Annotated in this window: 13 protein-coding genes; 5 read left to right on the forward strand and 8 right to left on the reverse strand. The window is 67.4% G+C overall.

All coding sequences use genetic code 11. The annotated features are described in order from the left end of the window. The first annotated feature begins 11 nt into the window (after window positions 1–11). Entirely contained in the window at window positions 12–1,475 is a 1,464-nt protein-coding gene (locus RCP37_RS10300; RefSeq protein ID WP_308486741.1) for a lipase maturation factor family protein, read from the forward strand. An 11-nt stretch (window positions 1,476–1,486) separates the two neighbouring features. Here the strand turns inward: RCP37_RS10300 and RCP37_RS10305 are convergent, their stop codons facing one another. From RCP37_RS10305 to dtd, 3 genes are all read right to left on the reverse strand, one after another. After that, a complete protein-coding gene (locus tag RCP37_RS10305) occupies window positions 1,487–2,971 on the reverse strand; it encodes an HNH endonuclease signature motif containing protein (protein WP_308486742.1) in 1,485 nt (494 codons plus the stop codon). A gap of 113 nt (window positions 2,972–3,084) precedes the next feature. Further along, window positions 3,085–3,510, reverse strand: coding sequence for a DUF2834 domain-containing protein (locus tag RCP37_RS10310; RefSeq protein WP_308486743.1), 426 nt, complete (start codon window positions 3,508–3,510; stop codon window positions 3,085–3,087). A 46-nt stretch (window positions 3,511–3,556) separates the two neighbouring features. Continuing rightward, window positions 3,557–3,988, reverse strand: a complete 432-nt coding sequence (gene dtd, locus RCP37_RS10315) for a D-aminoacyl-tRNA deacylase (protein ID WP_224976630.1) — start codon at window positions 3,986–3,988, stop codon at window positions 3,557–3,559. Window positions 3,989–4,041: 53 nt separating this feature from the next. Between dtd and RCP37_RS10320 the strand changes: the two genes are divergently transcribed. Beyond that, complete coding sequence (locus RCP37_RS10320; RefSeq protein ID WP_224976631.1) at window positions 4,042–4,353, forward strand: MTH1187 family thiamine-binding protein; 312 nt, start codon at window positions 4,042–4,044, stop codon at window positions 4,351–4,353. Here the strand turns inward: RCP37_RS10320 and RCP37_RS10325 are convergent. From RCP37_RS10325 to RCP37_RS10345, 5 genes are all read right to left on the reverse strand, one after another. Beyond that, complete coding sequence (locus tag RCP37_RS10325) at window positions 4,346–4,996, reverse strand: M15 family metallopeptidase (RefSeq protein ID WP_308486744.1); 651 nt, start codon at window positions 4,994–4,996, stop codon at window positions 4,346–4,348. The genes RCP37_RS10320 and RCP37_RS10325 overlap by 8 nt on opposite strands. Continuing rightward, a complete protein-coding gene (gene yaaA, locus RCP37_RS10330) occupies window positions 4,993–5,739 on the reverse strand; it encodes a peroxide stress protein YaaA (RefSeq protein ID WP_308486745.1) in 747 nt (248 codons plus the stop codon). Before yaaA ends, RCP37_RS10325 begins: the two co-directional genes overlap by 4 nt. After that, window positions 5,736–6,254 carry a phosphatase PAP2 family protein gene (locus tag RCP37_RS10335; protein WP_308486746.1) on the reverse strand — a complete coding sequence of 173 codons (519 nt, stop codon included), beginning with the start codon at window positions 6,252–6,254 and terminating at the stop codon, window positions 5,736–5,738. The genes yaaA and RCP37_RS10335 overlap by 4 nt, the downstream gene beginning before the upstream one ends. Before the next feature lie 49 nt (window positions 6,255–6,303). Beyond that, window positions 6,304–6,750 carry an STAS domain-containing protein gene (locus RCP37_RS10340; protein WP_065042041.1) on the reverse strand — a complete coding sequence of 149 codons (447 nt, stop codon included), beginning with the start codon at window positions 6,748–6,750 and terminating at the stop codon, window positions 6,304–6,306. 99 nt (window positions 6,751–6,849) lie between these two features. Continuing rightward, window positions 6,850–8,805, reverse strand: a complete 1,956-nt coding sequence (locus RCP37_RS10345) for a neutral/alkaline ceramidase (protein WP_308486747.1) — start codon at window positions 8,803–8,805, stop codon at window positions 6,850–6,852. Between the two features lie 194 nt (window positions 8,806–8,999). Here RCP37_RS10345 and RCP37_RS10350 point away from each other — a divergent pair, with 194 nt between their 5' ends. From RCP37_RS10350 to RCP37_RS10360, 3 genes are read left to right on the forward strand one after another with little or no spacing between them, the layout of a single operon-like run. Next, window positions 9,000–10,289, forward strand: a complete 1,290-nt coding sequence (locus RCP37_RS10350; protein WP_308486748.1) for an acyltransferase family protein — start codon at window positions 9,000–9,002, stop codon at window positions 10,287–10,289. Between the two features lie 21 nt (window positions 10,290–10,310). After that, entirely contained in the window at window positions 10,311–11,024 is a 714-nt protein-coding gene (locus tag RCP37_RS10355) for an Rv0518 family GDSL lipase (protein ID WP_308486749.1), read from the forward strand. Between the two features lie 53 nt (window positions 11,025–11,077). Next, the gene (locus RCP37_RS10360; RefSeq protein WP_308487029.1) at window positions 11,078–12,055 is read left to right on the forward strand and encodes an NAD-dependent epimerase/dehydratase family protein; all 978 of its coding nucleotides are present in this window, start codon (window positions 11,078–11,080) and stop codon (window positions 12,053–12,055) included. The last annotated feature ends 11 nt before the right edge of the window (window positions 12,056–12,066 follow it).

The following is a 12,066-nucleotide window of genomic DNA, read 5'->3' on the forward strand; positions in this document are numbered from 1 at the left end:
GAGTTGCAGGTGTGAGCACACAGTGGGCGTGGTTGAGCGGTTCCGGGTACTGGCTGGGACGGCTGATCCTCGAACGCGGGATCGCGGCCATCTACGTCATCGCCTTTGTGGCCGCCGCACGGCAGTTCCGCGCCTTGATCGGCGAACACGGCATGACGCCGGTACCGCAGTACGTGCGACGCCGCCCGTTTCGACTGACACCCAGCATCTTTCATCTGCACTACTCGGATCGCTTCTTCGCGTCCGTGTGCTGGCTGGGTGCGGGACTGGCCGCGGCTTTGGTGGTGGGGGCCGGCGAGTTGGTGCCGCTGTGGACGGTGATGGCGATCTGGCTGCTGCTGTGGGGGCTGTATCTGTCGATCGTCAACGTCGGCCAGACCTGGTATGCGTTCGGCTGGGAATCCATTCTGCTGGAAGCCGGGTTGTTGGCGGTCTTCTTGGGCAACGACCGCGTTGCGCCGCCGGTGCTGGTCATGTGGCTGGCTCGTTGGCTGCTGTTCCGCATCGAGTTCGGTGCGGGGCTGATCAAGTTGCGCGGCGATTCCTGCTGGCGCGACTTGACCTGCCTGTATTACCACCACGAGACCCAGCCGATGCCAGGGCCATTGAGCTGGTTCTTCCACCACCTGCCCAAACCATTGCACCGAATAGAGGTAGCGGGCAACCACGTCGCCCAACTGGTGGTCCCGTTCGGGTTGTTCGCTCCGCAGCCCATCGCCGGTGTGGCCGCCGCGATCATCATCATCACCCAGTTGTGGCTGGTCGCCTCCGGTAACTTCGCCTGGCTGAATTGGATCACGATCGTTTTGGCCGCCGGGGCTCTCAACGAATCCTGGTTCACTGGAACGATTTCGGGACTGAAGCCACCGGACATGCCTAATGCCCCGACGTGGTTCGCCGCGCTGGTGATGGTGTACGCGGCAGCGGTCGTGGTACTGAGCTACTGGCCAGTGCGCAACATGGCATCGCGCAATCAGCGCATGAATGCCAGCTTCAACCCGCTTCATCTGGTCAACAGCTACGGCGCGTTCGGGACTGTGGGCCGGTCCCGTCGGGAGCTGGTGATCGAGGGAACGGCGGAGGTGGAGCTCACCGAGGGAACCGTCTGGCAGGAGTACGAGTTCAAGGGAAAACCCGGTGCAGTGGACCGACTTCCGCGTCAATGGGCGCCCTACCATCTTCGCCTGGACTGGCTGATGTGGTTCGCCGCTCTCTCGCCCCGGTACGGGCTGGCGTGGCGGGACGCGCTGCTGCAGCGATTACTACGCAACGACCGGGACACGTTACGTCTGTTGCGATCCAACCCGTTTCCGGACGCCCCGCCGCGCTTCGTGCGAATACTGCTCTACGAGTACCGCTTCACCACGTGGGCCGAGCGGCGACGCGACGGGGCCTGGTGGCATCGCACCCTGATAGGCGTCTATCTGTCGCCGGTCTCGGCGAGTGGGCTGCCAGCGCCGCCGAGCCCCCGTTAGTGCCGGGGCGGTCACCCAGCTTCGGGCCAATCGTCGATGCGCGGTGGTTGCTCCTCGCGCAGATCGCTTTCCGTGTCGGGCTTCGGGTTGGCTCGGCTGTGGTAGGCGATGACGGCTTCGATGAAGTGAAAGGGATTGGTTCGGGGTTGGCCGCGTTCAAGTTTCGGTGGGGGAATCCATGCGACGCGCCCGTCGTCTCCGAGGATGGTGGTCCAGCCTTGCTCGGTCGCCATCCGGTTGTCGGGTGCACACGCCAACGCGAGGGCGTCGACGTCGGTTTGTCCGTTGTGGGCCCAGTCCTGTTCGAGATGATGCGCCTGGGACAAATACCCCGACACGGTGCAACCGGGTCGCGTGCAGCCGCGATCTCGGGCATGCAGCACGATGCGCTGATCCGCTGAGGCGAGCCGCTTACTGCGCCCTAGCCAGAGCGCCCGGCCCCTGCCGTCGAACACGCTCAAGTAGTGGTAGGCGTGCTCGGCCATCCGTAGTAGGTCGGACATGGGGAGGAGCGATCCGCCGGCCGTGTGTGCTTTGCCGGTGGTGGCGGAGTCGGTCACCGGTGCGTGGCCGGCCGCGGCGTGTAGCTCGGCCAGGGTGGTCGAGATGATGACGGTCACCGGCAGCCCGTTGAGTTGGCCGAGGTCCCCGCAGGCGAGCACCGCGCGGCAAGCGGCGAGTAGGGCGTCGTGGGTGCGTTGATCGGGTCGGCGGTCATCACACTGGATCTGCTGTTGGGATGGGGTGCCACTGACACAGGGCTGTTCGTCGGCGGCGTTGCACATCCCGGGGGCGGCGAGTTTGGCCAGGATCGGCTCCAGGGTGGCTCGCAGCTCCGGGGTGATGCGCCCCGACAGTGAACTCATCCCATCGATGCCTTGCCGGCCGAGTCGCAGCCCGCGCTGGGCCAGACGTTCCCGGTCGGTGAAATCCCCATCCGGGTCCAGGACGGCCACCAGATGCTCGGCTAGGCGCTGGAAGGTTTCCGGCCCGAATTGGCTCGCCAGCACTGCGAGGTCATGCTCGGCCCGCTGGCGATACGTAGCGCCGACCGTGGCCGGTATTTTCGCCAAGGCCTTGCGCGCAATCACCACATGCTCGGGCCCGATCTGACCCATAGCCTGTGCGGCGGCCAGGTCCGGCAACGCCGGCTCCAAGGGTTCCCCGGTCACCGCGGCGCGCGGACCCAACTCAGCGGCCTCCGCTAATCGACGCCGGGCGCTCGCGCTGCTGATCCGCAACCGCTCGGCCAATGCCTTGGTCAGCGAGCATGCCCCCAACGCGCCGGGATCGCCCTCGGTGACCAGCCGGGCCAGGATCCGGTGATCGACCACCGGTGCCCGCCACGCCAACGCTTCCCGGCGGGCCAGCACCGCGATCAACTCCTCGGCATTCAAGGCATCCAACGAGCACTGTTCGAGCTGGTCGTAGGCGGCTTCGATCGCGTCCAGGCACCCCAGAAGGGTGTCCCGATCCGCGATCGCATTCCTACCCATGTATCGAACAATAGTTCGATGGTCTGACAGAAAAGCTGGGCAGCCAAAACCTGTGGACAGGATCGCCAATTGTGGATAACGGTGGCCCCGCGGAACACCGACCCGTCGCGGCCCTACCGGGTATCGACCCACAGGGTGAAGCCCACCAACACCAGCGTGACCACGGCCAGCAGTGCCATATCGACGGCTCCCAGTCGGGGCGCCGAGGCGCCCTCGGCGGCCAGCCGACGTTCGCGGGCGATCAGAAACAACGGGAACGTGAAACTGATGGCAGTCAGGAATCCGCCGAAGATGTAGGCCCAGACGAACCGCACGTTGTGCTTGCGGGCTTCGGTGACCATCAACACCGCCGCCGACAGGAACAGCATCAGGATGTCAGCGGTGATCGAGCGCGACGCGGGCGTCACGGCGGTGTCCGGCAGGAACCGGGAAAGGAAGGCGGACCCGTCGTAGGCCAGATTCTGGCTCCAGGTGGCGACCAACGCGGCAACGGCAATCACGGCGTACAGGCCACAACGGACCTTGGCGGCTGTATTCATCGGGCCACGTTAACGTCCACGGCGCCGGGCGTAGAGCAGTTTCGCGTCAGAGCTCGAGCAGCACCGTCACCGGACCGTCATTGACCAATTCCACCTGCATATGTGCCCCGAACTGCCCGGTTGCCACCTGCGCGCCCAACCCGCGCAGCGCCTCGGCGAACTCGGCGACCAGAGGTTCGGCGACCGGACCCGGCGCGGCGGCATTCCACGATGGCCGCCGGCCCTTGGCGGTGTCGGCGTAGAGCGTGAACTGGCTGACTACCAGAATCGGCGCGCCGACATCGGCTGCCGACTTCTGATCGTCGAGAATGCGCAACTGCCAAAGCTTTTCGGCGAGCCGCTGCGCCTTGGCGGAATCGTCAGCGTGGGTCACGCCGACCAGAGCGAGCAGACCCTGGCCCTCCGGCTCGATCGCTCCGACCGTCTGACCGTCGACCTTGACGCAGGCCGATGAGACACGCTGGACCAGAACTCGCACGGCCTCGATGCTAAGTAGGCTTGCTGTGGTGCCGTCCGGGAGGGGTGAGTGACGTGTCGGTCTTGGTTGCGTTCTCGGTTACGCCGCTCGGCGTGGGGGAGGGAGTCGGCGAGATCGTCGCCGAGGCGGTCCGGGTCGTTCGGGAATCGGGCCTGCCCAATCGCACTGATTCCATGTTCACCGTGATCGAAAGCGAGAGCTGGGCAGAAGCGATGGCCGTCGTGCAACGGGCGGTGGAAGCGGTAGCGGCCCGCTCACCTCGGGTCAGCACGGTGATCAAAGCCGACTGGCGAGACGGCGCGGTCGACGCCATGCACACCAAGGTCGAATCGGTGGAACGTCACCTGGCGGCGCCGCCTAATTGACCGGCACGTCGAGGATCGGGCGTCCCACGTCGGCGCCGGGACCGTTGAAATGCCACCATTCGCCCGAATACACGGCCAGACCACCGGCACTCATCGCGTCGCGCAGGGCAGCACGCTCGGCCGCGGCACGGGCGCTGATCCCGTCGGCGAATGCGGTTGCAGCGGGCGAGAAGTCATCGAATCCAGTGCCCATCTCCGAGAGCCGCCCTTGCGCGTCGGCGGTGGTCACGTCGACCGAGCGTCCGGTCTCGTGGCTGCGGGCCAGCGAGCCCGGCCGGGCCACCCAGTTCGGGTTCGGCACCACCTCGAACATCCGCACCTGCACGCTGTGTGGCCGGTAGCAGTCCCAGAACACCAGAATGCGGCCCCGGCTGCGCAGCACGGCGGCTGCGGTGGCCAAACCCGGGGCCAGCGACTCATGCACCAGACATCGGGCATCTGCAGGGTAGAGCTGTTCGCCCACGAAGTTGTTCGCGGTGGCGTAGCGCAGGTCGATGAACGCGTCGGGCACCGCGGTGCGGACATCCACGAACCCGGCGGCGCCGGCCTTGGGGCTGACCGGCGGCACCGCCGGGGCGGCGGATGCCAGGCCGGCAGCCGATCCCGCCATGATCAGCGCGATCGCGGCGAGCCTCCCGATCATGCGGCAACCACGATCGTCAGCTGGCGGTCGTCGCGTTCCACCCGCATTCCGGCCCGCCGGGCTATGGCGGCCACCGCGGCGGCATCATCGGGTTCGGCCCTGGTGGTGGCCAGGACCCGCGCCAATTGGCCCTTGTGCGCTTTGTTGAAGTGACTCACCGAGACTCGTCGCCCATCGGGGTGCTCGGCGACCACGTCGACGCGAACGGAGTCCGGAACGGCGGCCAGTGCCGCATAGGAACCGGACCTCAGATCGACGACCAGCTCGGCCGCGGCGATCTCGGCCAGCACCGGTTCCAGCACCGGCCGCCAGCGCTTGGCCAATCCCGGTTGGCCGGGCAACTTCGAGGACGCCGAGAGGCGGTATGCCGGTACCGGATCCGTGGCCCGCAGCAGCCCGAACAAAGCCGAACCCACGGCCAACCGGGCGCCGGCCCGGGCGGCTGCGGTGCCGCGCAGCGAGTCGATGTCCAGTGCCTCGTACAAAACACCGGTGTAGCGGTTGATCGCCGGCGCGGTGGGCGCAGTACGCAGTGCGGCGTTGCGCTCGATCTCAGCGTCCTGCGACGCCGACAACCCCAGTGCGCTGCGGCTGGCCTCGCGATCAGCGGCCAAACCCACCAGCTCGTCGATCAGTTCGGCTCGCAGGCCGGTGAGTTGTGGGGATACCAGTGCATCAAGGCACAGCGGTGGTCCGTCGCCGCCGGCGCGTTTGGTCTCCGACGGGGGCAGCAGCACGATCACAGCGCAGACGTTAACCGAGCCGTTCCACACACCAGCGCGGTGGCGAGCATCGCCGCACCGACGGTGTCGGTGACGTAGTGGTAGCCGCAGGCCACCAACCCGAGCATGCCCAGCAGGCTTACCAGCGTGGCGGCGGTCAGGGCCCAGCCCCGGGCCGGTTTAGAACTGACCACCACGACCATCATTCCCAGCACCGCGACCAACAGCGCGGTATGGCCGCTGGGGTATTCGAGGTAGGGCCCATTGCGCCGGTCGAAGACGTGCTTGAGCGCCACGGTGATGGCGGTGACGGCGAACGGGCAGGCCAGCACCGCGGCCGCCAACGCCCACTGACTGCGGGATAAGGCGACCACCAGGCACCCCACGGCTACTGCCAGCACCAGCCAGCCGCTGGTGAAGATCAACAACCAGCGGGGTTGCTCGCCGATCAGGGTGAAGGTGGCGCGACTGAACCAATTATCGATCGGTGTCGAGCCGCGACCCACCGCCCAACCGAGGGCCAACGTCGCCAGCACACCGGCCAGCGGCCACCAGCGCAGGGTGGTGGCGAGCCCCCGACCTATTTCAGGCCGACTTCTGGAACAGCGGCAGCAGCATCTGGCGGCGCTGGTCGTTGCCGTCGGCAAGAGCGTGCAGCGCCTGGTCCACCGAGCGTGATGTCGGGAACATGGCCTCCTCGTCGAAGTCGCCGAGCAGTTCGTGCACCGCCGAGCTCTCGATGAGGGTCCACTCCACGCCCGCGGCACGGCAGTCGCCGTCCAGGACGCACAGCAGCCAAATGCCGGCGGCGGCGAACGAGGTGACCCCGCTCAAGTCGAGCACCAGCGGCTCCTTGGCAAGGACGAAGCGCCGGGCGTGTTCGCTGAGCTGGTCCACGTTGGTGGCATCGATCCGGCCCCGGATCGCGATCACCGTCGCGAGGTGACGGTAGTGCGCCCGAATCTGCGCCCCGCCGCATTCGACGACCGGGTTGATCCGAGCAGTGCCTCGTGTGGTGATGTCGATTGCCATGCCAGCCCCCGCCTTCCATGTCGATCGCTGTCGGCAGCTGTGCCGACCTCGATGTTTCCCGACGTTATGCGGCGAAGTTAAGGCCTCTTGGGCGGCCGATTAACGCTTTGGTGAGATCTCGAACGGCTCGGTGGCCCCGGTGAACGCGCTGATGCGCCCGTCTCGGTCCAGCGCGTCGCCGTCATAGCGAAGCCGGTATCGCCCGGCGGCCGTGCTTTCGGGAATCGCCCAGGTCACGGTGATGGTCGACCCGCGCCGGCCGGCCCGTCGCCAGCGGAAGGTCGTCGACCAGTCGCTGTCGTCGGCCACGGTGGTCCACCCGTTGCCGCTCTCCTGCTCCACCCGCACGTAGGTGCCACCGCGGTGCAGATCGTTGTTCGGGTAGGCGCCGGCGAACACCGCCGACACCGTGCTGCCCGGCTGATAGGCAGGCAGCGGCGCCTCCAAGACATCACCGAACTGCTGGCCGCTGACCAGCGCATCCGGCTTTGCCCGCCGCCGTGACCGTCGCCGGCGGGGTGGCTCGGCCGGGCGCTGGCCTTCCGGGGCCGGCCGCTGTTCGCGCATCGCGGTGGCCAGCTCCGCCACCACCTGCTGCAGGGCGGGCAGCTCCCAACGCCCGAACAGCGTGCTGCCACCCTCGTAGCGCTGCTCGTCGTATTCCTCGGGCGTGGTGACGTAGTGCAGGTAGCCGTTGCTGTAACCGGCCACCAGCACGTCCTGTAGTTCGGCGCCGACGATGTCAGCCACGGTGCGGCGCAGCCGCAGGCCCGCCACGATGGTGACCTCGGCGGGAATACCGATCAGGTACAGCTGCCCGATGCGCAGAAGCTGCACGGGGCCGCCCTCGGGCATCAGCATCGACAACGCCTTATTCAGCCGGCGACCCGGCCCTACGGCTCCCTTGGGCGCCTGGGCGTCGCGCAGCCGAGGGGACAGCCGGAACGCCGTGTTGGCGACCAAACCGTCGAAGAGTCGGTTACGGCCCTGCTTGAACACCGGATACAGCGGGCCGGCGCCCTCGTCGGTGCCGGCCAGGCACGCAGCACCCGCGATCGCGGGACCGGTGCGATGGGTTCGGCCGTCGCCGGTGAACTCGGGCCGGACCTCGAATTTCGTCAGGTCGACGTAGGTGGTCCGGGCGTCGAGGCCGCCGGTGACCTCGGTGCCGTGCCCCAGCGTCAGTTCGGTGGCGGCGGCGGCCTGGCGGGAACCGATGAGCCGGGTGTTCTCGAATTCGTCGTCGGTGGGGCCGGTGCCAGGCCGCTGACCGGTATTGGGTGACATATCCCCGGAGTTGGTCTGCGCGAAGGCCGCGATGAACTCCGGGGGAGTCGCTGCCAGGTAGTCGACGCCATGTTCCAGGCGCTCGTATTGGTAGGCGGCGTAGCCCTTGTTGTCGCCGCTGATCAAGGTGTTGCGGTTGGTCATGGAGGTGCCGTGGGTGGCGAACCAGTTCACCGCACCGACCAGGCGGCCGTCACGTTCGATGCGCAGCAGGGTGGTCTGCGGATCGATCTTGTCGGGGAATTGGGCGCGGTCGCTCTCGGGATTGCGGGCAAACGAGGACGGCGAGCGGTTGCAGCTGGCGTCGTGCAGCCGGCCCACGGCAAGGCTCAAACTGGCCGGAGCCAGGTCGGCATGCGCCGCCTCGACGGCTTCGCAGATCCCATCGACGATCGCGTTGAAGGTCTGGTGCCGGAACCCGTTGGTGTTTGAGTTGTACAGCCGGTGGTCGCAGTAACCCCCGGGACCGCTATGGGTGTGTGTCGCCGTCAGCATCACGTTGCGCCACGTGTAGAGCTCGCCGTAGGTCGCGGCCAGTCGTCCGAGCACCTCGTGGTGAATGCTTTCCAGCAGTAGCGGCACCTCGCAGACCACCAGCAGCAGCCGGGTTTCGGCGGCCGCATCGGCGATGACGAATGCCCGCGCGCGCAGCCGATTGTGCAGACCGTCAGTCTGCTGTGAGGCCACGCCGTAGCCGAGCATTCCGCACTCGGCCGGCTCGCCGGTGATGTCGGCGATTCCGCGCCCAACCTGGTAGTCGTCTGGCATCGCTACAGTATTCACAACGGCCCCCTCGGTATCGTCGCCGACGTGCCCGGTCGCTTACTTCACCCGGGCCAGTCCCGCTGCTAGTCTTCGAGGGCTGCCGGCCAACGAGCTGCGGCTGCCGATCGCCGGGCCGTCTCGGCGGGCCCGCACCCGAGGCAGCCAGGACATGCGATGCCCACCGGCGAAAGAGTGTTGTGCGCAGCGGAGAGATCAAGGCCCTGACCGGGCTTCGCATCATCGCCGCGGTATGGGTGGTGCTGTTTCACTTCCGGCCCTTGTTGCGATTGGCGTCGCCGGAGCTCAGCGATGCGCTAGCCCCGGTGCTCGACCGCGGCGCCCAGGGCGTCGATCTGTTCTTCATCCTCAGTGGTTTCGTGCTGACCTGGAATTACCTGGAGCGCATGGGGGAGACGTTCTCCGCGCGCGCCACGGTGCACTTCCTGTGGTTACGTCTGGCCCGGGTCTGGCCGATTTACCTGGTCACGATGCACCTGGCGCTGCTGTGGGTGATCTTCACGTTGCACGTCGGGCATGTCCCCACCGAGGACCTCAGCCGGATCACCGCGATCAGCTACGTGCGCCAGGTCTTGCTGGTGCAGTTGTGGTTCGAGCCGTTCTTCGACGGGTCGAGCTGGGACGGGCCGGCCTGGTCGATCAGCGCCGAGTGGCTGGCCTACCTGTTGTTCGGCGTGCTGGTGCTGGCGGTCTACCGGGTGATGCGGGTGACCTCGGCGCGCGGGCTGGCGGTACTGGCGATCATCGCCTCGCTCCCGCCGCTGCTGCTGTTGCTGGCGACCGGCCAGTTCTACAGCCCGTGGAGCTGGTTGCCGCGCATCGTCATGCAGTTCACCGCGGGCGCGCTGGCCTGCGCCGCGGTGCGCAAGATCAATCCCGCGGACTCGGCCCGCCGCGCCGCGGGCTATTGCTCCGCCCTGCTGATCGCCGCGATGGTCGGTGTCCTCTACTACTTCGACGGCCATCCGATCTCGGGGCTCTACGACAGCGGCGGCCTGGTCGATGTGCTGTTCGTGCCGTTGGTGATGGCCCTGGCGATCGGTATCGGCAGCCTTCCTGCGCTGCTGTCCACCCGCGTGATGGTCTACGGCGGGCAGATCTCGTTCTGCCTGTATATGGTCCACGAGCTGGTGCACACGTCGTGGAATTGGGCGGCAAAGCAATTCGAGATCGTGCTCGACGAGGGGGCGACCGCGGCCAAGTGGATGGTGTGCGGTCTGCTGGTGGCGGCGACGTTGTTGTCGATGCTGCTGTTCCATGCTGTTGAAGAGCCCGGTCGGCACTGGATGCGCAAGATGATCGGCGCCCGGCCCGAGTCTGCCCAGGTGAAGCCGACCGAAGACCCCCTGGCGGTCGAACCGGCGGAGCCGGACACCTCGGATGACGTGATCGATTCGACCGACTCGGACGACTCGGATGACCAAGTCCTTGAGGAGCCCTCGGTCGCGGTTCCGGCTAGTCTTCGCTGAAGTTGATTGGGGGAGGTAGCCGTGAGTCGGGTGATGACGTTCGCCGTCGTGATGGTGGCCGGGGTCGTCGCAGTGGTCGCAGGAACCGGCTACTTGTCGCGCGATCACGACTCGCCGCGCCACTACGAGACGGTGCCGCTGAGTGCCTCGCCGAACCGGATTGCGGTGATCGGTGACTCCTACACCGCCGGCTACGAGGACACCGGCCGCGGTGCGGCGAACTGGACCGAGCGGGCATGGCAGAACCTGGCCGGCCGCGGGGTCTACGTCAGCGCCGACGTGGCCGCCGAGGGCGGTGCGGGTTACGGCGTGCGCGGCAACCGCGGCGGCCTGTACGGCGACCTGACCCGCCGCGCGGTGCAACCCGACGACGCGCTGGTGGTGTTCTTCGGCTCGCGTAACGACCAGGACGTCGAACCGGGCGAGTTGAGCCGACTGATCGCCGACACCCTGGGCTTGGCCCGGCGGACCGCGCCGGGGGCGCGGATGCTGGTGATCGGGCCGCCGTGGCCCACCGCCGACGTCCCGGGCAACGTGTGGCGGATCCGCGATGTCCTCAGTACGCAGGCACGTGTGGTCGGTGCGGAGTTCGTCGACCCGCTCGCCGAGCGGTGGTTCGTTGGCCTGCCCGATCTGATCGGACCGGACGGTGTACACCCCACCGATGCCGGTCACGCCTACATGGCCGACAAGATCGCACCGTTGATCGCGGGACAGCTTCCCAAGCGGACTTAGCGCAAAACCGAACGAAATCGCGCTGTCCTCAGCAGTATTGGCGAATGGACACCATGCGCGTACTGATCACCGGTGGAACCGGATTCGTCGGAGGCTGGACCGCCAAGGCCATCGCCGATGCCGGGCACCGGCCGCGGTTCCTGGTCCGAAATCCGGCGGGCCTGCGCAGTAGCGTGGAGCGGCTGGGTGTCGATGTGTCCGACTACGTCGTCGGTGACATCACCGACGCGGACTCGGTACGAGAGGCCCTGCGCGGCTGCGACGCGGTCGTCCACGCTGCCGCGGTGGTGGCCACCGATCCACGCCGGACGGATCAGATGTTGGCCACCAACTCCGCCGGCGCCCATAACGTGCTCGGCGGAGCGGTTGAGCTGGGGCTGGACCCGATCATTCACGTCTCCAGCTTCACCGCGCTGTTTCACCCGGGACTGACGAAATTGCGCGCTGACCTGCCGGTGGCCGGCGGCGCCGACGGCTACGGACAGTCGAAAGCCCGTGAAGACCTCTACGCGCGCGGCCTGCAGGACGCCGGCGCCCCCGTCAACATCACCTATCCGGGCATGGTGCTCGGGCCTCCGGTCGGTGACCGGCTGGGGGAGGCCGGCGAAGGAGTGCGGGCGGCGCTGCAGATGCATGTCATCCCCGGGCGTGGCAGTGCCTGGATGGTGATCGACGTTCGTGACCTCGCGGCAATGCATCTGGCGCTGCTGGAGCCGGGCCGTGGCCCGCGCCGCTACATGGCCGGTGGCCAGCGGGTACCGCCGGGAGAGTTGGCGAGCCTGCTACAGGAGTTGTCGGGTTCTCCCATGATGGCGCTGCCGATACCGGACATCGCCCTGCGCTGGGCGGGCCGCGTCTTGGATCAGGTCGAGCGGGCGCTTCCGATCTCGACTCCGTTCACCGAGGCCGGGATGCAGTACTACACCCAGATGCCCGAATCCGATGACACCCCTGCCGAGCGTGATCTCGGCATCGTGTTCCGAACCCCGCGGGAAACACTGGCCGACACCATTGCCGGGATCCGCGGTTAGCCGCCTTCTTC

Origin of the sequence: Mycolicibacter sp. MU0102 (genome assembly GCF_963378105.1) — a bacterium.
GTDB classification, from domain to species: Bacteria; Actinomycetota; Actinomycetes; order Mycobacteriales; family Mycobacteriaceae; genus Mycobacterium; species Mycobacterium holstebronense.

Bases quoted from the DNA above. Each gene is read 5' to 3' on its own strand.
- RCP37_RS10305 (WP_308486742.1), bottom strand. From the start codon at position 2,971: ATGGGTAGGAATGCGATCGCGGATCGGGACACCCTTCTGGGGTGCCTG.
- RCP37_RS10360 (WP_308487029.1), top strand. From the start codon at position 11,078: ATGCGCGTACTGATCACCGGTGGAACCGGATTCGTCGGAGGCTGGACC.
- RCP37_RS10325 (WP_308486744.1), bottom strand. From the start codon at position 4,996: ATGATCGGGAGGCTCGCCGCGATCGCGCTGATCATGGCGGGATCGGCT.
- RCP37_RS10310 (WP_308486743.1), bottom strand. From the start codon at position 3,510: ATGAATACAGCCGCCAAGGTCCGTTGTGGCCTGTACGCCGTGATTGCC.
- RCP37_RS10345 (WP_308486747.1), bottom strand. From the start codon at position 8,805: ATGCCAGACGACTACCAGGTTGGGCGCGGAATCGCCGACATCACCGGC.
- RCP37_RS10340 (WP_065042041.1), bottom strand. From the start codon at position 6,750: ATGGCAATCGACATCACCACACGAGGCACTGCTCGGATCAACCCGGTC.